Genomic DNA, 22,664 nt, shown 5'->3' with positions numbered 1-22,664 from the left:
TCGTTGCAACTAAACCGTTAAGCTCACGTCATAAAACTCAAGTAACGCTTTTTCTGCATGAGCATTCCACACATAGTTGTTTGCGTTCAAAATTGCGTCTAATTCGACGAAGAACGGGTCTTGGTCTGCCAACGATAAAAAGTCATCAATCGCGGTCAACGGCAGGTCAATATGCGGGTAAATCAACTTTTTACCACCCGGAATATCCAACTGATTCAAAATCGTATGTGGCGCAGCTTGCAGACCACCAACGTGTGTGATCATGAACGATGGATTGATCTTACCTTGTGAAGACAAGTCGATAGACTCCACCATGTCGCCAGTTGAGCCACCAGACGTGCCCACAATATGCGTTGACTCGTAATGCACATTGTAGAAGTTAAACGGTACTTTAAATTTCTTATCGGTAGGTCCTGCGAAGAAGTTCAAGCAGCCGTCGTTACCCAACAGCTCGTCGCCTTGCTCTAATACTTGCGATACTGCTGCGTATACCATCACGTCATCGTAGCCTTTGCCGTCGTTAAGCGCTTTCAAATAAGTGACAGGATCATCAACTTGGGCTGTATTCACGTAATGCAGCTCAACGCCTTGCTCTTTTGCTTTCTCAACCGGAATTAAGCACTCTGCTCGGTCTAAACGTGCGGCGTCGATGTCCGTCACCACGATCAATTTTGGCTTCACTGGTCCGTTAATCGCGTAATCAATCGCGCCAATGCCCATTGGACCAGCACAAGCTAACAGCGCTAACGCCCCCCCCTCTTTGATGCCCATATCGTGCTCGTACACGTATTGTTTAGTGTGGTAACTAGCATGGTAAGCACCGATGATGCATGACATTGGCTCAGCCAAAGACGCATCTGCAAAGTAGTCACCGTGGTAAGGCAAAACGCAACCTAAGTCGATAGCGATTTTAGGAATGATAGAATACGTTGCGTTGCCGCCAAAAGTCTCATAGCTGTAGCCTGCCGAGTAACCAGTAGGCAAACCCATTGCAGGTTGCAGAACAAAGTAATCGCCTGCTCTGTATTGGTCTTTTAGGTTCTCACCGACTTCAACAATCACACCGGCGTACTCATGACCCGTCATCACCGGCACTTCATCAATGTTCTCAGGTACGCGTTTGTGTTTGCTGCCTAGCAATGCCGCTTTGTAAGTGGAAAGGCAGATGCTGTTTGAAATGTTTTTAACCAGAAGTTCATCGGCTGAAATGTTTGGCAAATCAAAAGTTCTTAGTTGAACGTCTTTCTCGCCACAGATAACTGCTGCCGTTGTTTGTACCATGATTTCTCTCCTACATGGGGCGGAATGGTCCACCCCATACTGCATTGTTAGGCTGGTTGCTCAGTAGCGACCGTTTGTTGCTTAATCTTATCCATCAGCTCGTCAAGCGCTGGGTCATTAAGGAAGTTCTTAATTGTCACGACAGGCAAGCCTGTTGCGTTTACTGCGCGGCTTTCTAAACTTTCGTGTGTCACGACAATGTCGGCTTCACTTGGCACTTTTTCGATGGCAAAGTTCTTCACTTCAATATCAATCCCGGCTTGTACTAACTTGCGCTTGAAGGTTGAAGCCCCCATCGCGCTTGAGCCCATACCAGCGTCACAAGCAAAGGCGACAAATGAAATTGGTTTGTTTACTTGTTGCGTTGCAGGTTTAATTGCACCTTCCGCTTTCATGTCTTTCATCTCAGAGACAGACTGTTCAAACTCGTCTTCTTTGTTTTCTGCTTTGCTCATCTTCAGAATCGCACTTGCGACAAGGAAGGAAACTATTGTTGCTGTTGTGACACCTGCGATGGTCGCTAGGAAACTGCCTTTTGGAGTAAGAGCTAGGTAAGAGAAGATTGAGCCTGGACTTGGACCTGCTACCAAACCTGCATCCAGTAGGTTGAAGGTTGCGATACCAGTCGCCGCACCTGCAATCATTGCCACAATCATAATTGGCTTCATTAGCACGTATGGGAAGTACAGCTCGTGAATACCACCAAAGAAGTGAATGATGATGGCACTTGGCGCAGAACGTTTAGACAGACCTTGACCAAACTTCGCGTAAGCCAACAGCATACCAAGACCCGGACCTGGGTTAGATGCCACCATAAAGAAGATAGATTTGCCTGTTTCAGCTGCTGCCTGCAGACCTAACGGGTAGTAAATCCCTTGGTCGATGGCATTGTTAAGGAACAGCACTTTCGCTGGTTCATTGATGATCGCAAGCAAAGGAAGGAATCCCGTTGCAACCAAAGCTTCAATGCCCGATTTAACGAATAAGTTAGCCGCTGTTACTGCAGGACCAACAATCTCATAGGCGAATAGACATAAAATCATGCCCACAATACCCAATGAGAAGTTGTTCACCACCATCTCAAAGCCCGAAGGGATGCGATGTTGGATTCGTTTATCCATTTGCACCACAACCCAAGCACTGAGCGGACCCATAATCATTGCGCCGACAAACATTGGAATGTCAGCACCAACAATAACGCCCATGGTACCGATGGCACCAGCAACCGCTCCGCGTTTGTCACCAACAATCTGACCGCCCGTATATCCAATTAACAGCGGCAATAAGTAAGTGATCATTGGACCAACAAGTTCACCAAATGCTTCGTTTGGCATCCAACCCGTTGGAATAAAGAGTGCAGTAATAAAGCCCCAAGCGATAAAGGCTCCGATATTTGGCAGCACCATGGCGGTCAAATGACCCCCGAAGGCTTGCACATTGGCTCGCATGTTTGGTTTCACGTTATATTCCTTTTTAGTATGCTTTTATTATGTCTAGCACTTGCTCCTTAGATGAGGCTTGTGCCAGCTTTGCAATGTTCTCTTCGTCCACAAACATCTCGCTTAACGCTTGAATCACCTCAATGTGGGTATCAGAGTCTTTTGCAGCTAGGGTAATAAGAATATTGGCAGGACCAAGGTCCGAACCAAAATCAACTGGTGAAGGGAAGATATGAATGCCCAAGCCCGTTTTTAGCACACCGGTTTCTGGACGAGCATGTGGCATTGCCAGTCCTGGGCACAACACATAGTAAGGACCATTTTCTTCGGTCGATTGGATGATGGCATCCGCGTATTGCTGAGAAACGTAACCTTTGTCTTCTAGGTATTGCGTTGTCTTTTTAACTGCGTCTTGCCATTGGTAAGCGCGGTCATTAATAACATCTACTAGTTCGTGGTCGATTAATTCATACAGCATTTTTAAACCCTATCAACAGTTCGGTTTCGATGGGTTAATTATCAATAAGAGTAGCTAAACCACGCAACCACGCTCCTTTTGTGCAACAAATCACAATTAAATAGCTGTCAATTTGTTTTAATCAACGTAGTTCAAAAATAGACAAAGAAAATTAGCAACAAATTTTCTTTAAGCAACATGTCAATAGGCATAGTTTGAACCCACGCACCAATCCAAACATTTCTAAAATTTACCAATAACATACCTTGATCACATTACGACTCTTGACTCACTATTTATCGTGATTAAATTCAAACTTCATTTTCCACTGATTCGGTGCCAACACGTTTCGAACAGGGACAATCATCACACTTGTTTGCGAAAAGAAATCGAAACGTTGCTTAGTTTCAGCAAATAATGAATAGCAAGTAGATAGTGAATAGCAGATACAGAAAACCCGCCGAGTGGCGGGTTTGAGAAGAAGTGAGTTGTATCGCACTTACGACTTATGACGTTTCGCCACCAGCGTAAACTTATAGTCGGTCGATTTAAAATAGTTGCGGCTGTATTCAAACACCACATCACCTTGTAAGAAACCACGTGTGCGCTTCTCAATGATCGGTTGTGCTGGGTCGATGTCTAACAAGTCTGCAATGTCTTGCGGCGGCAATACCGGGATGATTTCTTGTTCGCTGCGATCAATCACCATGCCCTTCTCTTTCTCGATAAAGTGATACTTAGAGCCTTGCATCACTTGGTAGGTGAGATCAGGGAACATCTCTGTTGGTAGCCAGGTTTCTTCTACTGTAATTGGGTTGTTATCAAGATAACGAACACGCTTCACGTAAAAGATTTTGTCGTCCTCATTAATGTTCAGAGCTTCAGCCATAGTTAACGATGCTTTGGTGATCTCGAACGCAACCACGTCACTGTGCGTCACCGCATTTAAATGTGCCCACTTCTCTGCAAAGCTGGTCTGCTGGTAAATATCGTAGTTAACCTTGTTCTCTTTCACATAGGTACCACTACCCTGCACGCTTTCCAGTTCACCATTTTCAATCAGCAATTTTAACGCTTGGCGAACCGTGACTCGGCTACAAGAGAATTCCTCGCGTAACTGGGCTTCGGTAGGAAGAGCGGTTCCTACTTCGTATTCGCCATCGCTGATCTTTTCACGAATCGCATCTGCAATCTGGCGATACATTGGCAGTCTTGCCATGTTTACCTCTATAAAAACAATACAAATGATCGTTCAAGTGAGCTTGTTTGAGACAACTCAAGAACCGAACACACCAGAGTGAACTATCATTGCAAGAAAGACTTGGTTTATAGGCTCTATAATACGAATTCAGGTCAACATGACAAGCACTTGTTCGCATATCGACATACAAAAACAAGCCAAAACAATACAAAAATAATACATATTTTAATTCAACTGCGATCCTGATCACGGATCATTTGTATTTAAAAGGTATTATTCACATCATTGTTGAATGCACAACAATGTCGAATGTGACAATGGGACAAAAGTTATGAAATTAACCTCTCTTACAAACCCATCGCTGATAAACCTACAAACGACGTTTGAAAGTCGTGACGCAGCGATTCGTGCACTTGCCGACCAGCTAAACCAGGAAGGCAAACTGCATAACAAGGAAGAATACCTACAAGCAGTGTTTGCTCGCGAAGAGCAAGGTCCGACGGCGCTAGGCGAAGGCTTAGCAGTACCGCACGGTAAGACAGATGCAGTAAAAGAGGCGGCATTTGCCGTAGCCACACTAAAGCAAGACTTAAAGTGGCAAGGTCTGGATGAAGACGAAGACGTAAACCTGATCTTCTTAATCGCAATTCCAAATGCGGAAGCAGGTTCAACACACATGCACCTGTTGACCGAACTGACCACAACCCTAGTGGATGACGATGTTCGTGAGGCAGTGCTAAACGCTACAAATGTAGAACAAATTTTCGCTTTGCTTGATGGTCAAACAGAGCAAGAAGAAAAACAAGACCAATTAGATACAAATGCACCTACCATCGTTTGTGTGACGGCTTGCCCTGCGGGTATTGCCCACACCTACATGGCAGCAGAATACCTAGAGAAGACAGGTAAGAAGCTGGGTTACAACGTGCATGTTGAAAAGCAAGGTGCGAACGGTATTGAAGATCGTCTGACTGCCGAACAGCTAAACAGTGCAACGGCAGTCGTTTTCGCGGCAGAAGTGGCGATCAAAGAACTTGAACGTTTTGAAGGCATTCCTCGTGTAGAAGTGCCAGTTGCGGAGCCAATCAAACACTCTGAGCGCATTCTTAACGAAGCGATTGAAGCAGGTAAAGCAGGTCGAAGCGCAGGCGCTGCGGTTGCAACCAATGACAAACCGAAGAAGCTACCGCTTAAGACTGAACTGAAACAAGCACTGCTATCAGGTATCTCTTACGCCGTTCCTCTTATCGTCGCTGGCGGTACCGTACTTGCTGTTGCCGTGCTATTGGCACAAATGTTCAACCTACAAGATTTGTATGCAGAAGAAGGCTCTTGGCTGTGGATGTACCGCAAGCTAGGTGGTGGTCTACTGGGTACATTGATGGTTCCTGTACTGGCGGCATACACCGCTTACTCATTGGCAGATAAACCAGCGCTTGGTCCAGGCTTTGCCGCAGGTATCGCCGCGAACCTTATCGGCTCTGGCTTCCTTGGTGGTGTTGTCGGCGGTTTGATTGCTGGTTACGTCATGCGTTGGGTAAAAGAAAACGTACGTCTAAACCCTGCGTTCAACGGCTTCCTAACCTTCTACCTATACCCGGTTATCGGTACTTTGGTTGCTGGTTCATTGATGCTGTTCGTTATCGGTAAACCTGTTGCTTGGCTAAACCAAGGTTTGACGGACTGGCTAAACGGCATGTCTGGCACCAACGCCCTACTTCTAGGCGCAGTAATTGGTTTATTCGTATCGTTCGATCTTGGTGGTCCAGTAAACAAAGCCGCTTACGCATTCTGTCTGGGTGCAATGGCGAACGGCGTTTACGGCCCATACGCTATCTTCGGTTCGGTGAAAATGGTCTCTGCGTTCACGGTAACGGCTTCAACCATGCTTGCACCTCGCCTGTTTAAAGATTTTGAAATCGAGACGGGTAAATCAACTTGGTTGCTTGGTCTAGCGGGCATCACTGAAGGTGCGATTCCAATGGCTATCGAAGATCCAATCCGCGTTATTGGCTCGTTCCTACTTGGCTCTGTCGTAACAGGCGCAATGGTAGGTGCTGCTGGCGTAGGTCTATCGACTCCAGGTGCAGGTATCTTCTCAATCTTCCTACTACACGATGCAGGTCTAGGCGCATTCACGGCTGCGGCAATCTGGTTTGGCGCTGCGCTGATTGGTGCAACTATCTCGACCATCACTCTCATCATGTGGCGAGCACACGCAGTAAAAAAGGGCAAATTTGTCACTGAGGCTGCTGCTCAGCCATAACCCGAATTATTTATACCCAAGTAACTTCAAGCTGCTTGGTTCAGCGAGAATGACTTGGTTTGTAGACGCGGCGGCGATTTGAAGGTCTAGTGGGTCTAAATCAAAAATCGGCAACAAAGTATACATGCCAAGGCAACTCGCCCTTTGGGAGCGTGTCATTGACCCGATTTCTGCTTCAAACAATTTGGAAATAGAGAGCTATTACACTGCATTGTTTTCCTTGAACTCGAATCAATGACAACGCTCTGAATCCTGCAGTTTGAAATCACTTGGGTATATAGATTCGCTCAACACAAACTTTGGGCGTGGGATTTCTGCGCCCTAAATATTCGTCGGCAAACATAAACGCCGCAAAAACGAATAGAAAACAATCAAATTTAAAACAAATTAACGGCAATTATTGCCTAAGACGGTAAAAGTTATGACTACATCTCGCGTTCATATTACTCCTCACATGCACTGGGATCGTGAATGGTACTTCACTACAGAAGAGTCTCGCATTCTGCTAGTGAACAACATGGAAGAAATCATGACTCGTCTGGAAAACGATCCAGACTACAAATACTACGTTCTAGACGGTCAAACCGCAGTTCTGGAAGATTACTTCGCAATCAAACCAGAGAACAAAGAGCGCGTACGTGAGCTAGTACAAGCAGGCAAACTGATTGTTGGTCCTTGGTACTCTCAAACGGATACGATGCAAGTATCTGGCGAATCTATCGTACGTAACATGCTTTACGGATTGCGCGACTGTCTAGCGCTAGGCGAGCCAATGAAGATTGGTTACCTGCCAGATTCATTCTCTATGAGCTCTCAGCTACCAGCTATCTACAACGGTTTCGGTATCAATCGCGCGATGTTCTGGCGTGGTTGTTCAGAGCGTCACGGTACAGATAAAACCGAATTCTTGTGGCAATCAAACGATGGCAGCGAAGTCTCTGCGCAAGTACTGCCACTGGGCTACGCGATTGGTAAATACCTACCGCAAGACGAAGAAGGTCTGCGCGCACGTCTAGATAAGTACTTCCCAGTGCTAGAAAAACCGTCGGTAACCAAAGACATCTTACTACCAAACGGTCACGACCAAATGCCTATCCAAAAAGACATCTTCGAGGTGATGGATAAGCTACGTGAAATCTACCCAGACAAAGAATTCAAAATGAGCCGCTTTGAAGAAGTGTTCGAGCGTATTGAAGCCGAGCGCGATCAGCTTGATACCATCAAAGGCGAGTTCAACGACGGTAAATACATGCGTGTTCACCGTACTATTTCTTCAACGCGTATGGACATCAAACTGATCCACGCAGAAGTAGAAAACAAGATCGTAAACATTCTTGAGCCACTAGCGTCTATCGCATGGACACTAGGTTTCGAATACCACCACGGTCTAATCGAGAAGATGTGGAAAGAGAGCATGAAGAACCACGCTCACGACTCGATTGGCTGCTGCTGTTCAGACAAAGTACACGCAGAGATCTTGAACCGTTACATCCTTGCGGACGACATGGCGACCAACCTGATCAACTTCTACAAACGTAAGATTGTTGACCACATGCCTGCACGCAAAGGTTGCGACAAGCTAGCACTATTCAACCTATCGCCATACGCTCGTGAAGAAGTGGTAAACACCACCATCACTATCCGTGCAGAACAGTTCAACCTGTTTGATGAAAACGGCACGCCAGTTGAGTACTTCATCCAAGATCAACGCGTGATCGACCCAGGTAAGATTGACCGTCAAATCGTTCACTACGGTAACTACGACCCGTTCATCGAATACGACATTCAAATCAAACACACTGTGCCAGCGATGGGCTTCACTACCCTACACATTCAAGCGAATGAGAAAGGCACGCAAAAAGTGGCTGAGCAGAAAGCTTTCTCATATGAAAATAGCCTGCTAGAGAACGAATTCTACCGCATCAACGTCAACGCAAACGGCACTCTGAACATCTTCGACAAAGAAACAGAGCACCTTTACGAACAAGCGCTGCGCATTGAAGACGGCTCTGACGATGGTGATGAATACGACTACTCACCTTCTCGTAAAGAGTGGCTACTGTACTCAGACGAATTCGATGCAGAAGTGAATGTGAAGCACGAAGGTTTCCAATCTGTGGCAACCATCAAGCTGCGCATGAACTTGCCAGAGAACCTACAACAACGTGAAGAGCGCACAGGTCAAAACGGTTACCTAGACGTGAACTGCCAAGTGGTTCTAAAACAAGGTACACGCCGTATTGAAGTTCGCATGGAGCTGGACAACCAAGCTGACGACCACCGCGTTCGCGTATTGGTGCCAACGCCGTTTGTGTCTGAGACCGTAGTAGCGGACAACCAGTTCGGTTTGATCACTCGCCCAACGAACGATCCAGAAATGGCGAACTGGGAAGCAGACGGCTGGAAAGAAGCACCAGTGCCAGTTTACCAGCTAATGAACTTTGCTGCGGTTGAGAACGCACAAGGTGGTATGGCGCTGATGAGCAACGGTCTGCGTGAGTTTGAAGTAATTTCAAGCCAAGGCAATGAAGAGCGTGACACATTCGCCCTAACCCTTCTGCGTGGTATCGGCGTGTTGGGTAAAGAAGAGTTGTTGCTTCGTCCGGGTCGTCCATCTGGTATCAAGATCCCGACGCCAGATTCACAAGTACGCGGCAAGATCGTTTGTGAGTTCGCACTATTCGGTTTCGCGGGCAACCACATCGAAGCAAACGTAATGGCGGCAGCGCGTGACAACGTGACTCCAATCCAATGCTACAACAAGATCCCTTACAACGCGATGAAGCTGAACGTAGGCGAGCAAAACCTACCGCTAACGCACAGCTTGCTAAACAAATCGCTAGAAGGTGCGGTACTGAGCGTACTGAAGAAAGCGGAAGACGAGGATGCACTCATCCTACGCGTCTACAACCCTTCAGAGAGCGAAGTGATTAACGACACCGTGGCATTTACTTCAGAAGTAACGTCATGGAAAGAAACACAGCTAGACGAGAAAGTGCTATCAAACGAAGTGGACACAGCATCGTTCGGTACTCTGAAACCGTGTCAGGTTAAGTCTTTCCAAGTGAAGTTCTAATCCGGTTCTCAGGATAAGGTCATCAACTAGATAACCCGTCCAAACCGACTCAGGCTTGCTCTCATCGTGGAGCAAGCCTCTCCTCTTCTTTCGTTCCAATCAAGAGAATATCGCCATGCAACACGCTCTATTCAAACTGGACAATGTGATTCAAAACTACGCTTGGGGCAGCCACACCTCGATTCATGATTTATTCGGCATCGACAATCCGGCGAACGAGCCACAAGCGGAAATCTGGATGGGTGCTCATCCAAACGGTTGTTCAAAGCTTGCTGACACCAAACAACTGCTGTCAGAAGTCATCAACCAAAACAAAACGCAATCGCTGGGTGATTACACCGCTGCACGTTTTGGTGAGCTACCGTTCCTATTTAAAGTACTTGCCGCTGAAACACCGCTGTCTATCCAAGTACACCCTAGTAAGCACAAAGCGGAAATTGGCTTTGCTCGTGAAAACGAACAAGGTATCCCGCTTAATGCTGCAAACCGTAACTACAAAGATCCAAACCATAAACCGGAGTTGGTTTATGCGCTGACATTTTACAAAGCGATGAACGGTTTCCGCCCAATTGAGCAGATCTTATCTCTGTTTGAACAAGCGAACATCTCTGCTCTAGAGACAGAAATCAACGCACTGAAAGCGACACCAAACAGTGAAGGCCTTAAAGTGTTCTTCTCAGCAATTATGTCGTTAGAAGGCGAAGGCAAACAGCAGGCTTTGAATGAGCTATACGCAAGCCTAGAGCGCCCTGCGAAAACCGCCATGGCACGAGAAGCTTACGGTTATATTCAGGACTTCCGTCAGCATTACGCGGACGATATTGGTCTGTTTTCGCCATTGATGTTGAACACGATTGAACTGGCTCCGGGCGAAGCAATGTTCCTCCATGCTGAAACGCCACACGCATACGTTCAAGGGACAGGTTTGGAGATCATGGCGAACTCAGACAACGTGTTGCGCGCTGGCTTAACTCCGAAGTACATCGACGTTCCTGAGCTTATCGACAACACCATCTTCAACGCGATTGACCCAGAGCAGATCAAGCTCGCGCCAGTACATAAACAAGGTAAGCTTAGTTACCCAATTCCGGTGGATGATTTCGGTTTTGAAGTGATGGCAGTTGAAGGCACTGCAACGACTCAATTCGTACGTAGCGCAGAGATTTTGTTTTGTATCGAAGGGGAAATCTCGGTTTCTAGCCAAGACGATCACATCACTTTGAAAGCGGGTGAATCGGTATTCGTCTGCAGCAACTCAGTGAAATACGTTTGCCAAGGTCAGGGCACCTTAGCTCGCGCCTTTAACTGATTGGCAAAATGAACTGACAGCTTATTGGATAGCAGCTTTCTGTTATCCAGTAAGCACGCTCCTAACCTAGGTTTGCGCTGATTTTGTCAGTGGTCAGCAATAACCACCTTGTCACGCTCCACTTCGATGACGCTTTTCGAAGACGAGCAGACCGTTACCGTTAATATTCATGGTCCACTCCATCACCAAGACTTTTGACCATACCCACCAGTGTCGAGCGAAGCACATTGGTGGGATTTTTTTACTTTAATCTGCCGACCACACCGAGCGAATATCCGGCCAGCCCCAGTTGGTTAGGGCAACGTCTTCTAGAACACCTTGAAAGCGTAAAGTTTGCGTATGATGGAACATAGGCGCTATCCAATACTCACTGACCAGTGTTGAGGCGATCGGCTCTAACGCTTTGAGATAATCCTCTAACGCCGTATAGCCACGTACATTCTCTAGTTGCTCATTCAACCATTCGGCATTCTCTTCTCCCAAGGTGTGATGTAATACGACGTTGCTGAAAAAGTTAGTAAACGCCGAAGCGTGGCGATTGTCATCCAAGTTGATATTGGTGATCACTAACGTCTCATCAAGGGTACCATTTCGAGCTTTTTCACTTAACTCTCGGTAGGTGTACATGACGATATCAACCTTACTTCCCGTTCCCTCTAAACGACTCGCGATTGCACGCGCGCATCGACGCAATGCCGTATAGTTATAGCCGGCAATGGTGATGTTTTTTGGTAGTTTGCTCTCTTCACCAAACGGACGTAATACAGGCTTCCAGTTTGGTAGCAAGTTGTAAGCAGGCACGCTTCCAAACACAATATTTTCTTTGCGCATGACCTCCGTAAGTCGCTCCGGTTGGATTAACTCGGCAATATAGCGACGTTGACTCTGAGAGAGCGGATGCCTAGCATGCTGATTAAACAGAGCGAACAAACATCCATCCTCTGTGCGACTATGTTGGCTTGCAGGTGCAGACTCTGCATCTTGGGTCGACATATAATGCCCACACATGCTCTCAGAAAGCTCATCTCTGACTTTTTCCACCTGCTTTTGAGGGGGATTTGCGGCTAAGGATGGGTTTTCCATCTTCTCGTCATTGACGATCCAGATCGTCACCATATCAGTCAGTACTCGACATGCGTAATAACCATCGAACGCCTGCAGCTTTAACCGATGAGTACTGTGCTCAATCACAGAGAACGGACCACTACCAACGACCAAGTTGTTGTTGGCAACGTTGACTTGGCTAACAGGTTGAATGCCATATTTTACACCAGAGATTAGCCCTGCAAACCCCAAGTCTGGCTTACTAAGGGTAAAGACCACTTTTAGAGGATTTGGCGCAGTAATGTTTGCCACATGGGCAAGTTCTTTTTCATACAGTTCGAGTGAACTGAGTTTGGCAAAAAGACTAACGACTGTATCGGCATTTATCGGTGTGCCATTGTGGAATGTTAGCCCCGGACGAAGATAAAACGTCCACTCATAGCTTTTCTCATCATATCGCCAATGGTGTGCCAGCTCTGGCTTCACCACACCGTAGTAGTCACTCGATACCAAGCAGCAATAAATTTGGCGCAAGAAAAAGCGTTCACTGCTGCGGTGCAATTGGTGCGGGACAATACGTTCAAACATGCGTTTATAAGTGAGCTGAATATTGAGTCGACCTTCTTGAACGGATGCACCCGATGTGGTCTTGAGTAGTCGACCAAATGCCGCCTCGTCTTCATCAAGGATCGTTAGCGCTTTTTCATATTTCCCTCGTTTGATCCGCTCCAATGCGAGACCTTCCTTTAGTGCGCTCAGCTCAATATTTAACAGAAGCGTCGAACGTTGATTTCGCCCTGCTTTTGGTTGCCAACTCAACCATTCTTGCTCCTGCATTTGAGACAGCAAGCTGCGTGCATGGCGAGGAGAAGTAAACAGCAAGTCAGCAACTTCCTGCAATGTGGTTTTGACTTCACCACCAATGCCAAGTGGAGTAAGCCGTTGGTAATAACGAAACAAGTTGAGATCAGACACCGAGCGCCCTCAATAAGTGGGTATAAGTTTATTTTACTCAACTTCATCCGTAGAAAATAAGAAAACTTCCCATCACTTTGTTCCTCTTTTTGCTCCCCTGATAATAAAAATTGGTGATTTAGCGCACTTCCCGCACCTAATTAGGAATAAACACCAGAAATCTACTCTCTTTTTCAGCTCCTCTTTTCTTTGCATACTGAATCCATCAGCAACAAGGAGGAAATGTCATGCGATGTAGAAGCACAACTCAATCGACTGAAACGTTGCCTACCATGGCAGCTTATTTCCAAAAGCGCGTAGCGCAATCAGAAAACAAACTTGAAGTTTTAGCTCTGACTTACATGATCGAATTGTTTAATTGGTCATAACGGAAAGAACAACACCAAGCAGAACTTAGCTCCTGATACCACACCCCCACTTTGTTGTATCTTTAAGTTCTGCTTTTTCTTTTCCCATCTTTTATTCTTGCCATTTCCGACTAGGTTACTAAAAGTTAACTAGTTGAAATGCTTCGAAACAGGGTCTACATTGAAGCTTAAATCTCCAACCCAATAGCTGCTATTGAGAAAGGAGGTTCATGGATAATGACCGATTCAGGAGTCAATATGGCAACTTCAGTAAAACTTAAAGCGGGCGACAATTTCCCTTCTCTTCAAGCAACTTTGCTAGATGGTTCAAGCGTGACATTAGGTCAGCCGCAAGGTGATGCGACTTGGCAAGCTGTATTCGTTTATCGTGGTAAGCACTGTCCTCTGTGTACCAAATACCTCAACGAGTTAGAGGGATACAAACAAGCTTTCGCGGAAGCGGGCGTTGATATTCTTGCAGTTTCAGGCGATTCAAAAGAGCAGCTAGAAGGACACCTAGAGAAACTCGAAATCAGCTTCCCTATTGCTTACGGACTCACCGAAGAGCAAATGAAAACGTTGGGTCTGTACATTTCCATACCGCGTTCAGAACAAGAGACCGACCACAATTTCGCAGAACCCGGTTTGTTTGTGGTGAATGAACATGGCAACTTGCATGTCGTCGATATCTCAAACAACCCGTTTGTTCGACCAGAACTTGGGGCGTTATCACGTGGTTTAGCTTGGATCCGTAATCCAGATAATAACTACCCTATCCGAGGTACGTTAGATTACTAAACACCTCTCGCTAGACAACAATCAGACATAAAAAATGCCAGCAATACGCTGGCATTTTTATTGGCTTAAACGGTGAATTCGTAGTGCTAAACCACTATTCGGCTATTACTTTCGTAACTCAATTTGGTGTGTTTCAGACCAAATTCGCAAATCATCAAGGATCTTAAGTGCCGTACGCCCAAATTCGGTCAGCTCGTAACTGACTGCTATTGGGCGGTCACTGATAACTTGGCGTACTACCATGCCTTCGGCTTCCAACTCTTTTAAACGTTGGTCAATCATCTTCTTACTGGCGCCGCCAAGCATTCGCGCTAAATCATTGAAACGAACTGGACCATCTTTCAAGTGATAAATCAGAGAACCTTTCCATTTGCCACCAATTAAGCGCATCCCTTTTTCAATAGCACACGGCTCTGAGCACACATTCGCCACAGACTTGCGACCTTTGTTATCCACACTGATTCTACTTTCCACGATTCACCTCAAGATACGCACCTAATCTAGGTAACGAAAAGTACGTTAGTTACATTTCGTGCTTTAGAGTAATAAAAACATTCCCTCGCCGCAAACAAATAAAAATGGACCGCATACAGCAGTCCACCTTAATTCATCGATTACTCTAGGATAATTAGAAGTTTTCGTTTATATGCGCTTCGAAACGAGCAAAATCATTTTCAATGTCGCCATTCTTCATTACGTCATAGCAAGCAAAAGTCGGTAGTGCACCCATACCAAAGAAGCGGAAGTTAGCGTGCATATGAAGCATTAAATCGTCCACACTTTTACCTTGAAATAAGTATTCGTTCTCATCATCAAACGATTCTTTTGGTGCATTGAATGTCAGTGACAGCATGTATTTGCTGTTTGTTTGAGTACCACCCGTACCGTAGTTTTTCTTTGGGTCCTCTGCACTACGTCCATCGAAAGCACATAGCGCGCCCCCCATGCCAGCAGTAAACACGTCATCCATGTATTTTTTGAATGACCAAGGCACAGACATCCAGTTTATTGGGCTTTGGATGATCACTCGATCAGCCCATTCAAAGTGCGCGAGTTGCTCCTCTACGTTGATTTCATCTTGCATTGTCACAACGCGAACCTCATGGTCTTTTGCTTGTAGAAGCGCCTGTGCTTTGTCGACAAGAGAAGCGTTTAGACGACCTTCAGAGTATGGAGATGGCTCGTGTGCATTGATGATCAGTACATTGCTCATGGGATTACCTTTAAATAAGTTCACAAGATGACGCGATAACCGTGGTGCGCCTCATGTGGTTTATTATGGTAACCTAGAGCCACAATGCAATTAGTTAACTTTTAGCAACCTGCTAAGATTTTTCTTATAACTCTGTTTTTGAAGGAAATATTTCTTAAACTTTTTCTTTATCGTGATTTCCCGATTAAATTTCCATTGAATTGTTGCATCTTACATAGAGCAGGCGTACACTTTATCGCAATTCGACGATTAACTATTAAGGCTTGTCAATGAGTGATAAATGCAACACAACTTGCGGCGTAGCTTTTGAGACCACACAGCAGCAACTTGAGAAGGAACAAGCGTTAGCGGCTCAAGCTAAGGCGCTGTCACATCCCGCTCGTTTGCGCATCCTTCATATTCTGCATACGCTTGATACCATGGGCGGTTGCCTAAACAGTGATTTGGTCTCTGAGCTTGGTCTTGCACAATCTACCGTTTCAGAGCATTTACGTATTCTTAAGCAGGCTGGCTTTATCAGTGCAGAGCCAAATCCTCCTAAGGTTTGCTACCGCATTCAGCGCGACGCGTTTGATCAATTCAATCTAGATTTTTCCAAACTATTTAACTAATTGTCTTTGTGTGCTGGTACGGCACACAAAGATAAACTATACCTTCAAATATCGCCTTTCGACGATAAACGAATAAGAGAACACTATGACTACTCAAGTTTTAAATAGTGCCAGCGACAAAATGAGCTTCTTGGACCGTTACCTAACGGTTTGGATTTTTGTGGCAATGGCAATCGGTGTAGGTATTGGCGCTGCATTCCCTCAAGTTGCAGAGTGGAACGAGTCAATGTCTGTTGGCAGTACAAACGTACCGTTAGCGATTGGTTTGATTTTGATGATGTACCCACCACTCGCAAAAGTGAACTACAACCTACTAGGCACGGTGACTAAAGACAAAAAAGCTATAACGCTGTCCTTGGTCATGAACTGGATTGTCGGCCCTATTTTGATGTTCATCCTTGCATTGACTTTCCTAGGTGATCATCCGGGGTACATGGTCGGCATTATTCTTATCGGTCTTGCTCGCTGTATCGCGATGGTATTGGTGTGGAACGACATTGGCGGCGGTAACAAAGAATACGGTGCAGCGTTGGTTGCGTTGAACAGTGCATTCCAAATCGTGACTTACAGTGTGATGGCATGGCTATTCATTACTGTCTTGCCACCTGTCTTTGGTTACGAAGGTTTCGTGGTTGATATCTCAATGATGGACATCGCTGAAAGCGTGCTAATTTACCTTGGTATTCCATTTTTAGCAGGCTTCCTAAGCCGTAAATGGCTGGTCGCAGCAAAAGGTGAACAATGGTACAACGAGGTATTTATTCCGCGCATTTCACCAATTACTTTGATTGCCCTTCTGGCGACGATCGTGCTGATGTTCAGCTTGAAAGGCGAAATGATTCTAGAACTGCCAATGGACGTATTCCGAGTGGCCATTCCGCTCGCAATCTACTTCGTATTGATGTTCTTCGTGAGTTTCTTCGTTGGTAAGAAAATGGGTATCGATTACGACAAGAACGCATCAATTGCCTTCACCGCAACGGGTAACAACTTCGAACTTGCTATTGCAGTTTCCATTGCAGTATTCGGTCTGAACTCAGATCAAGCGTTTGCAGGTGTAATTGGTCCGCTTATCGAGGTACCCGTATTGATTGCTCTGGTGAACGTTGCGCTTAAAATGAAGCAGAAATACTATAAATAACAACTCGTAATCATCGCTCAAAAACGCCTTTCATAAATGTGAAAGGCGTTTTTTGTTTGTGTTAATAGGCATAACGCGCTCAACAAATTCTAATATGCTAACTTGAGGGTTAAACAATGTTCTAAATTGAAGATTCAAAAGGAGTTTGGGTATGAATTTAGAATATAAAAAACTGAAGTGGCATGCTGTTCTCAAGCTTTCCCAAGAAACGATTAAATACTTGAATGAAGAAAACAGCAGCAAGCTGAATGACACCGATAAAGTCAGGGCGAACGTTCACGCAGCACAGTTACTTCAGCAACTCTTAACAGAACTCGCTACAACCGATTTAACCCCGCTCCCACCGCAACAGGGGTTCAAGTGACCTGAATGTTGTCGTCGGATTTAGTTCACAACAACCGTTTTGATGTAATCGCTTGGAGTAAGTCCAAACTTCCCTTTGAAGCGTTGGCTAAAGCGTCCTTCGGATTGGTAACCACACAATTGTGCCAACATGGCAACGTTGTAGTGACCGTTTTGCATTAAATACAGAGCATGATTTAAGCGTACTTCTGCGAGAACTTCTCGGTATTGCGTTCCCTCTTGCTTGAGCTTTCTGATCATGGTTGCTCGGCTCATTGCAAAGCGCTCAGCGACCCCTTCTAGTGAGTGCTCTTCACCAGGTGAATGTGATAAGTAACGGCTTAATTTTTGACTGAATGTGGTATTAGCGCTGGCAAACAAGTGGTGCAAAACACCTCGTTCCGCGAGTTGTTGATACAACCCCATCACCCAGAAGGTCTGGGTTTCTTGACTCATCGACTGCTGGTCAAATGAAAACAGGGCGTTTAACGTATCTTCCAATGCTTTATCCGCCAACAGTGTCGGTTGTTCGCCTTCTCCACCAATGCTCATACTAAGTTCAAGCATGGTCTCTGTTGGCAAACAGTGGAAACTGAACATACGCGAAAGGAACTTTCCTTTCTGTGGCAAGTTCTCAAAGCTCAGCGATGCAGAGGCTTCACACAACAGTAATTCAGAATGAGAGAGATCCAGTGCCGACTCTTTCCAAAATAAACGCTTACTGCCCGTGATGATCTGCACAATACTAGGGGAATGAATCCTCACATTACGCAGTTTTTGTAACTGCTCTGCACGAAACAACGTGACTTGATATTGGTGGCTCATCGATTCCCCTCGCCCTAATTCCTGCTGCACTTTAGCGGGTGTAAGTCGCCGTCAGCTTAGCTTTGTCTAACGCCATGCTATTCAGTGTGAAACCAACCACAGCTGCTGGTGTATTTTCATCTAAATTCAGTTTATCTGTTGGCAGTGCCCAAACCGTAAATTGGTAACGGTGCATGCCGTCAGCTTCTGGAGGGCATGCGCCACCGAAACCAACCGTTCCATAATCGATGCGAGATTCTTTACCACCCAATTTAGCAATATTAACATCACGAGGTAACTCACTGACCGACGCCGGGATATTGAATGCAATCCAATGCCAAAAGCCACTACCTGTTGGCGCATCTGGGTCGTACGCCGTGATAGCAAAGCTCTTTGTACCAGCCGGTGCATCTTTCCACATCAATTGTGGTGAATGGTTTCCACCATCACATCCCCAACTGTTGTATTCAAAAGTCTTCGCCATTGGGTGACCTTCTTGAATATCTTTACTCGACAGCTCAAACGCTTGAGCCGAACCAATAGTAAGTAAACTGAGTGCCAATACCGATTTAGTCATTGCTTTCATGATAATGTTCCTATTTCTTAAGTTCGGAGTTAGTGTATTCCCGAATAGAAATAGCAACCTTTCAATAAGTATCACACTAAATCAGTTTAAGCCATTTTTTGACACTTTAAGTTAAATCACCACTTAAATGCTTCTCGACACCGAGTACAGACTGATCTGGTTAGCTCATTACCAATGAACAAGGAAGAACGGATGGAATTAGATATTTATATCGTCGACGCATTTACTGACACTCAGTTTAAAGGTAACTCTGCTGCAGTCGTCCCATTAAAAGAATGGTTAACCCCAGACCTCATGCAGAGCATTGCTACTGAAAATAACCTGTCTGAAACTGCTTTTCTCAAGTCTGTCGGTGAAAACCAATATGAAATTCGCTGGTTCTCGCCAATGACAGAAATCGATTTCTGCGGTCACGCCACTCTCGCCGCTTCACTGGTGTTGTTTGAGAAATTAGGCGTACAGGAAAAAATCGAGTTTCATACGTTAGAAGTGGGGACACTCAGCGTAGAAAAAAACGCATTGGGTAAGATCGAAATGACCTTCCCTTTACGAATCCCTCAACCTATTTCCGATATTCCACAAGCACTGATTGAAGGCTTAAGCTGCAAAGTAGAGCGCGTGTTATTGAGCTCACAAGCGTACTTTGTAGTGCTCGAAAACCAAGACGAAATACTCGAGGTTCAATATCAATCCGAACAGCTTAAAACACTTGCTCCTTATGATGTTGTCGTCACAGCAAAAGGAGAAGAGCATGATTTCGTTTCACGCTACTTTTGGCCAGCTAACGGCGGTGATGAAGATCCAGTAACTGGATCAATTCATGCCGGCTTGGCACCTTTGTGGGCAGAAGAACTAGGAAAAACCTCTCTCGTGGCGTATCAAGCTTCCACACGCGGAGGCATTCTTCATTGTGAGGTTAAAGCAGAGCAGGTAAAAGTCTCGGGCGATGGTGTGCTTTACATGCAGGGAAAAATCTTCGTGTAATCGCTCTACTGCATATAGAAAAAGTATCACTTTCGCGAATTAAGATTATCTTCATTTCGTTGAAAGTGATTTTAAACTTTTCGATGTTCTATCCCTAAAGTAGATAGGATAAGGTTTATGAGTTACAGTTTGTTACAGCAATTAAAAGTCTTTCATTCTTATAGCAAAAATAGTTTAGACGCTTAGCAAGGATCCTCATGATAAATAAAAAAGTCCTCATTCTCTTTGCGCATCCTTCCCAGCATCGCTCTGAAGTGAATGCTCCTCTTTTTAAAGCAGCTAATACCGTTGAAGGCGTGACCTGTGTCGATCTCTACGCAGAATACCCGCACTTCAATATCAACATTGACCGCGAACAGCAGCGATTGCGTGACCACGATGTGGTGATCTTTCAATTCCCATTGTACTGGTACTCCACACCAGCCATTTTAAAAGAGTGGCAAGATCTCGTGTTGGAATATGGCTTTGCTTATGGCTCTGAAGGCACAGAGCTTCATGGCAAAACCCTACTCTGCGTGTTATCTGCTGGCGGTAAAGAGGAAGCGTACAAAGCTGAAGGTTATAACCATTTCACCATTCGAGAGCTACTTGCTCCAATCGAGCAAATGTCAGCACTCACGGGGATGAATTACATCGCACCACTCGCGCTATTTGGTTCTCGTACTGCACAAGAAGAAAACCGAATCGATCAGCATGTTGAACGCTACAAAACACTGCTCAATGCGTTAGTTAGCGACACGCTAGATATTGAAGCCGCCGCTTCGCTTATCAAGCTTAATAGCGCACTACCACAACTAATTAAGGAAGCGTCATGACAGGGATATTCTTACAAGCCTTTGTTTACCTTATTGCCGCCGTCATAGCCGTTCCTTTAGCAAAACGTTTAGGCTTAGGCTCGGTGCTTGGGTATCTCATCGCCGGTGTGGTTATTGGTCCAATCATTGGTTTAGTTGGTGAAGAAACAACGACAATTCAACACTTTGCTGAATTTGGCGTAGTGATGATGCTGTTCCTCGTTGGTTTGGAGCTTGAACCCAAAATGCTCTGGGCGATGCGTAATCGCTTAATGGGCTTAGGTGGACTCCAAGTTGGTGGTACAGCAGCACTGATCATGGCGATTGCGCTTTACTTTGGTCAGCCATGGACGATTGCATTAGCGATCGGTTTAATTTTTGCGCTTTCATCCACGGCGATTGTTTTGCAAACCTTTAGCGAAAAAGGGTTAACCAAAACCGAAGGGGGTCAAAACGCATTCTCGGTACTGCTTTTCCAAGATATTGCCGTTATTCCAATGTTGGCGTTCATTCCACTATTGGCACTCCCTGAACTTGTGGAGCAGGCACAGTCTGCAGCGCAATCTGCGGCGGAGCATCACGAAGAGCTCAGCTTAGTTGCTGGACTTCCTGGCTGGGCGTACGGCATGGTCATTACGGCTTCTATCGCTATCGTAGTCGTTGGTGGGCATTTTTTAAGTCGTCCACTATTCCGCTACGTAGCAAGCTCGGGATTACGTGAAATCTTTACCGCTACAGCATTGATGCTAGTGATCGGTATCGCTGCGTTAATGAGCTTAGTCGGTCTCTCCCCTGCTCTAGGTACTTTCCTAGCAGGCGTAGTATTGGCGAACAGTGAATTCCGCCACGAGTTAGAATCAAACATTGAGCCATTCAAAGGGCTCTTGCTTGGTCTGTTTTTCATTACCGTCGGTGCTGGCATCGACTTCTCTGTGCTGTTCAGCGACTTTGGTTTGATCATCGGCTTGACGCTTGGCGTAATGGTCCTGAAAGCGGCGATTCTCTTTATCCTTGCTTTTATCTTCCGTATCAAAGGCAGCAACCGTTGGTTATTTACCTTGAGCTTGGCGCAAGCGGGTGAATTTGGCTTCGTATTGCTGAGCTTCTCAGTTCAAAACCACGTCATTCCGTTCGAACTTTCGCAAACACTGGCATTAGTCGTTGCGATCTCTATGTTCCTAACACCCGGCTTATTTATCTTATTCGACAAGGTTATCCTTCCTCGCTTCGAGAGTGAATCGAATGAGCGTGAAAGTGACACCATTGAAGAACAAGGCACAATCATCATTGCGGGCATCGGTCGTTTTGGTCAGATCATCAATCGCTTGTTGGTTTCTAACGGCGTTCAAACGGTCGTATTAGACCACCAAGCAAGCCAAGTAGATAACATGCGCCAAATCGGCACACGCGCTTACTTTGGTGATGCTATGCGCCCAGATATGTTGCACACAGCAGGCATTGAGCACGCAGCAGCACTTGTGGTTGCCATAGATAACCAAGAAGCGAGCGTTGAATTGGTCAAATACGTTAAGCACACCTATCCGAAAGTGAAAGTGATCGCGCGCGCTTTCGACCGTGGTCACGGTTATCTGCTTCGACAGGCGGGTGCTGACATCATTGAATCCGAAACATACCACTCCGCTTTAGAAATGGGCGGTCATGTGATGAAGTCTTTAGGGATTCATCCGTTCTTCGTTGAGCAACAAAAAGCGACTTACAAACGAGTAGAAGATCGTAAGTCCGACATGCTTTATGAAGCGTGGGCAGATGATTCGGAAGGCGAACGTTACGACAATAACTTCCGCCAGCTATTTATTCATCTAGAAGAAAAAATGGCTGAGGAGATGCAGAAGGATCGTCACGATAAGCTTTCGCGTTCCGAACGTGGTTGGACACCACCACCAAAAGGGTACGCGGACGACTTCAACGAAGAAAATGTTCAAGAACTTCACCTTCCAAAAGAAGACGCTCAATAAACGCGAAAACCTCCCACTGG

At 45.7% G+C, this 22,664-nt stretch carries 20 protein-coding genes; 11 read left to right on the top strand and 9 right to left on the bottom strand.

Translation table 11 applies throughout. From position 1 onward, the window contains the following. Positions 1-9: 9 nt before the first annotated feature. From ABMY42_RS19950 to ABMY42_RS19935, 4 genes are all read right to left on the bottom strand, one after another. On the bottom strand, positions 10-1,281 hold the full coding sequence (locus ABMY42_RS19950; RefSeq protein WP_349266700.1) for a zinc-binding dehydrogenase: 1,272 nt from the start codon (positions 1,279-1,281) through the stop codon (positions 10-12). Between the two features lie 47 nt (positions 1,282-1,328). After that, on the bottom strand, positions 1,329-2,741 hold the full coding sequence (locus tag ABMY42_RS19945; RefSeq protein WP_005452449.1) for a PTS mannitol transporter subunit IICB: 1,413 nt from the start codon (positions 2,739-2,741) through the stop codon (positions 1,329-1,331). Between the two features lie 13 nt (positions 2,742-2,754). Then, positions 2,755-3,198, bottom strand: a complete 444-nt coding sequence (locus ABMY42_RS19940; RefSeq protein ID WP_005425097.1) for a PTS sugar transporter subunit IIA — start codon at positions 3,196-3,198, stop codon at positions 2,755-2,757. Between the two features lie 478 nt (positions 3,199-3,676). After that, positions 3,677-4,396 (bottom strand): GntR family transcriptional regulator, encoded by a 720-nt coding sequence (locus ABMY42_RS19935; RefSeq protein WP_009702404.1) that lies wholly within the window; start codon positions 4,394-4,396, stop codon positions 3,677-3,679. A 313-nt stretch (positions 4,397-4,709) separates the two neighbouring features. Between ABMY42_RS19935 and mngA the strand changes: the two genes are divergently transcribed. The 3 genes from mngA (at position 4,710) to manA (ending at position 11,029) form a co-directional block, all read left to right on the top strand. Beyond that, positions 4,710-6,644 carry a PTS 2-O-a-mannosyl-D-glycerate transporter subunit IIABC gene (gene mngA, locus ABMY42_RS19930; RefSeq protein ID WP_045486799.1) on the top strand — a complete coding sequence of 645 codons (1,935 nt, stop codon included), beginning with the start codon at positions 4,710-4,712 and terminating at the stop codon, positions 6,642-6,644. A 421-nt stretch (positions 6,645-7,065) separates the two neighbouring features. After that, positions 7,066-9,720: a mannosylglycerate hydrolase gene (mngB, locus tag ABMY42_RS19925; RefSeq protein WP_349266699.1), complete on the top strand. Its 2,655-nt coding sequence runs from the start codon at positions 7,066-7,068 to the stop codon at positions 9,718-9,720. 115 nt (positions 9,721-9,835) lie between these two features. Then, positions 9,836-11,029: a mannose-6-phosphate isomerase, class I gene (manA, locus tag ABMY42_RS19920; RefSeq protein ID WP_349266698.1), complete on the top strand. Its 1,194-nt coding sequence runs from the start codon at positions 9,836-9,838 to the stop codon at positions 11,027-11,029. A 246-nt stretch (positions 11,030-11,275) separates the two neighbouring features. Here manA and ABMY42_RS19915 read toward each other — a convergent pair whose 3' ends face one another. Further along, complete coding sequence (locus ABMY42_RS19915; RefSeq protein ID WP_349266697.1) at positions 11,276-13,048, bottom strand: SgrR family transcriptional regulator; 1,773 nt, start codon at positions 13,046-13,048, stop codon at positions 11,276-11,278. Between the two features lie 227 nt (positions 13,049-13,275). On the opposite strand from ABMY42_RS19915, the gene ABMY42_RS19910 reads away from it, so the two are divergent. Both ABMY42_RS19910 and ABMY42_RS19905 read left to right on the top strand, forming a co-directional pair. After that, positions 13,276-13,416, top strand: coding sequence for a hypothetical protein (locus tag ABMY42_RS19910; RefSeq protein WP_009696400.1), 141 nt, complete (start codon positions 13,276-13,278; stop codon positions 13,414-13,416). A gap of 237 nt (positions 13,417-13,653) precedes the next feature. Further along, positions 13,654-14,193, top strand: coding sequence for a redoxin domain-containing protein (locus tag ABMY42_RS19905; RefSeq protein WP_009701413.1), 540 nt, complete (start codon positions 13,654-13,656; stop codon positions 14,191-14,193). A 105-nt stretch (positions 14,194-14,298) separates the two neighbouring features. On the opposite strand, the gene ABMY42_RS19900 is transcribed toward ABMY42_RS19905, so the two are convergent. After that, positions 14,299-14,667, bottom strand: coding sequence for a helix-turn-helix domain-containing protein (locus ABMY42_RS19900; RefSeq protein WP_017190783.1), 369 nt, complete (start codon positions 14,665-14,667; stop codon positions 14,299-14,301). 154 nt (positions 14,668-14,821) lie between these two features. Continuing rightward, positions 14,822-15,406 (bottom strand): NAD(P)H-dependent oxidoreductase, encoded by a 585-nt coding sequence (locus ABMY42_RS19895; protein ID WP_050932622.1) that lies wholly within the window; start codon positions 15,404-15,406, stop codon positions 14,822-14,824. A gap of 269 nt (positions 15,407-15,675) precedes the next feature. Between ABMY42_RS19895 and ABMY42_RS19890 the strand changes: the two genes are divergently transcribed. The 3 genes from ABMY42_RS19890 (at position 15,676) to ABMY42_RS19880 (ending at position 17,522) form a co-directional block, all read left to right on the top strand. Next, positions 15,676-16,017 (top strand): winged helix-turn-helix domain-containing protein, encoded by a 342-nt coding sequence (locus ABMY42_RS19890; protein ID WP_005452482.1) that lies wholly within the window; start codon positions 15,676-15,678, stop codon positions 16,015-16,017. Between the two features lie 85 nt (positions 16,018-16,102). Continuing rightward, on the top strand, positions 16,103-17,158 hold the full coding sequence (arsB, locus tag ABMY42_RS19885; protein ID WP_005425129.1) for an ACR3 family arsenite efflux transporter: 1,056 nt from the start codon (positions 16,103-16,105) through the stop codon (positions 17,156-17,158). Between the two features lie 151 nt (positions 17,159-17,309). Continuing rightward, positions 17,310-17,522, top strand: coding sequence for a hypothetical protein (locus ABMY42_RS19880; RefSeq protein ID WP_005452486.1), 213 nt, complete (start codon positions 17,310-17,312; stop codon positions 17,520-17,522). 20 nt (positions 17,523-17,542) lie between these two features. On the opposite strand, the gene ABMY42_RS19875 is transcribed toward ABMY42_RS19880, so the two are convergent. Continuing rightward, the gene (locus ABMY42_RS19875) at positions 17,543-18,325 is read right to left on the bottom strand and encodes a helix-turn-helix transcriptional regulator (protein ID WP_017190784.1); all 783 of its coding nucleotides are present in this window, start codon (positions 18,323-18,325) and stop codon (positions 17,543-17,545) included. A gap of 31 nt (positions 18,326-18,356) precedes the next feature. After that, the gene (locus ABMY42_RS19870) at positions 18,357-18,890 is read right to left on the bottom strand and encodes a YbhB/YbcL family Raf kinase inhibitor-like protein (protein ID WP_005452491.1); all 534 of its coding nucleotides are present in this window, start codon (positions 18,888-18,890) and stop codon (positions 18,357-18,359) included. A gap of 192 nt (positions 18,891-19,082) precedes the next feature. On the opposite strand from ABMY42_RS19870, the gene ABMY42_RS19865 reads away from it, so the two are divergent. The 3 genes from ABMY42_RS19865 to ABMY42_RS19855 all read left to right on the top strand — a co-directional run bounded on the left by ABMY42_RS19865 (position 19,083) and on the right by ABMY42_RS19855 (position 22,644). Then, positions 19,083-19,874 carry a PhzF family phenazine biosynthesis protein gene (locus ABMY42_RS19865; RefSeq protein ID WP_050936381.1) on the top strand — a complete coding sequence of 264 codons (792 nt, stop codon included), beginning with the start codon at positions 19,083-19,085 and terminating at the stop codon, positions 19,872-19,874. A gap of 197 nt (positions 19,875-20,071) precedes the next feature. Next, the gene (locus tag ABMY42_RS19860; protein WP_005452493.1) at positions 20,072-20,689 is read left to right on the top strand and encodes an NAD(P)H-dependent oxidoreductase; all 618 of its coding nucleotides are present in this window, start codon (positions 20,072-20,074) and stop codon (positions 20,687-20,689) included. Beyond that, entirely contained in the window at positions 20,686-22,644 is a 1,959-nt protein-coding gene (locus ABMY42_RS19855; protein WP_256892501.1) for a monovalent cation:proton antiporter-2 (CPA2) family protein, read from the top strand. The genes ABMY42_RS19860 and ABMY42_RS19855 overlap by 4 nt, the downstream gene beginning before the upstream one ends. The last annotated feature ends 20 nt before the right edge of the window (positions 22,645-22,664 follow it).

It is taken from the genome of Vibrio sp. SSH13-20, assembly GCF_040104475.1.
In the GTDB taxonomy this organism is placed as follows: Bacteria; Pseudomonadota; Gammaproteobacteria; order Enterobacterales; family Vibrionaceae; genus Vibrio; species Vibrio harveyi.
Note: the sequence above shows the minus strand (reverse complement) of the source record. Positions and strands in the feature narration are given on the sequence as shown.

Excerpts from the sequence above, each read along its gene's own strand:
- ABMY42_RS19890 (WP_005452482.1), top strand. The coding sequence starts at position 15,676 with ATGAGTGATAAATGCAACACAACTTGCGGCGTAGCTTTTGAGACCACA.
- ABMY42_RS19860 (WP_005452493.1), top strand. The coding sequence starts at position 20,072 with ATGATAAATAAAAAAGTCCTCATTCTCTTTGCGCATCCTTCCCAGCAT.
- ABMY42_RS19950 (WP_349266700.1), bottom strand. The coding sequence starts at position 1,281 with ATGGTACAAACAACGGCAGCAGTTATCTGTGGCGAGAAAGACGTTCAA.
- ABMY42_RS19855 (WP_256892501.1), top strand. The coding sequence starts at position 20,686 with ATGACAGGGATATTCTTACAAGCCTTTGTTTACCTTATTGCCGCCGTC.
- ABMY42_RS19870 (WP_005452491.1), bottom strand. The coding sequence starts at position 18,890 with ATGAAAGCAATGACTAAATCGGTATTGGCACTCAGTTTACTTACTATT.
- ABMY42_RS19895 (WP_050932622.1), bottom strand. The coding sequence starts at position 15,406 with ATGAGCAATGTACTGATCATCAATGCACACGAGCCATCTCCATACTCT.
- mngA (WP_045486799.1), top strand. The coding sequence starts at position 4,710 with ATGAAATTAACCTCTCTTACAAACCCATCGCTGATAAACCTACAAACG.
- ABMY42_RS19910 (WP_009696400.1), top strand. The coding sequence starts at position 13,276 with ATGCGATGTAGAAGCACAACTCAATCGACTGAAACGTTGCCTACCATG.
- ABMY42_RS19880 (WP_005452486.1), top strand. The coding sequence starts at position 17,310 with ATGAATTTAGAATATAAAAAACTGAAGTGGCATGCTGTTCTCAAGCTT.
- ABMY42_RS19875 (WP_017190784.1), bottom strand. The coding sequence starts at position 18,325 with ATGAGCCACCAATATCAAGTCACGTTGTTTCGTGCAGAGCAGTTACAA.
- mngB (WP_349266699.1), top strand. The coding sequence starts at position 7,066 with ATGACTACATCTCGCGTTCATATTACTCCTCACATGCACTGGGATCGT.
- ABMY42_RS19935 (WP_009702404.1), bottom strand. The coding sequence starts at position 4,396 with ATGGCAAGACTGCCAATGTATCGCCAGATTGCAGATGCGATTCGTGAA.
- ABMY42_RS19865 (WP_050936381.1), top strand. The coding sequence starts at position 19,083 with ATGGAATTAGATATTTATATCGTCGACGCATTTACTGACACTCAGTTT.
- manA (WP_349266698.1), top strand. The coding sequence starts at position 9,836 with ATGCAACACGCTCTATTCAAACTGGACAATGTGATTCAAAACTACGCT.
- ABMY42_RS19940 (WP_005425097.1), bottom strand. The coding sequence starts at position 3,198 with ATGCTGTATGAATTAATCGACCACGAACTAGTAGATGTTATTAATGAC.
- arsB (WP_005425129.1), top strand. The coding sequence starts at position 16,103 with ATGACTACTCAAGTTTTAAATAGTGCCAGCGACAAAATGAGCTTCTTG.
- ABMY42_RS19905 (WP_009701413.1), top strand. The coding sequence starts at position 13,654 with ATGGCAACTTCAGTAAAACTTAAAGCGGGCGACAATTTCCCTTCTCTT.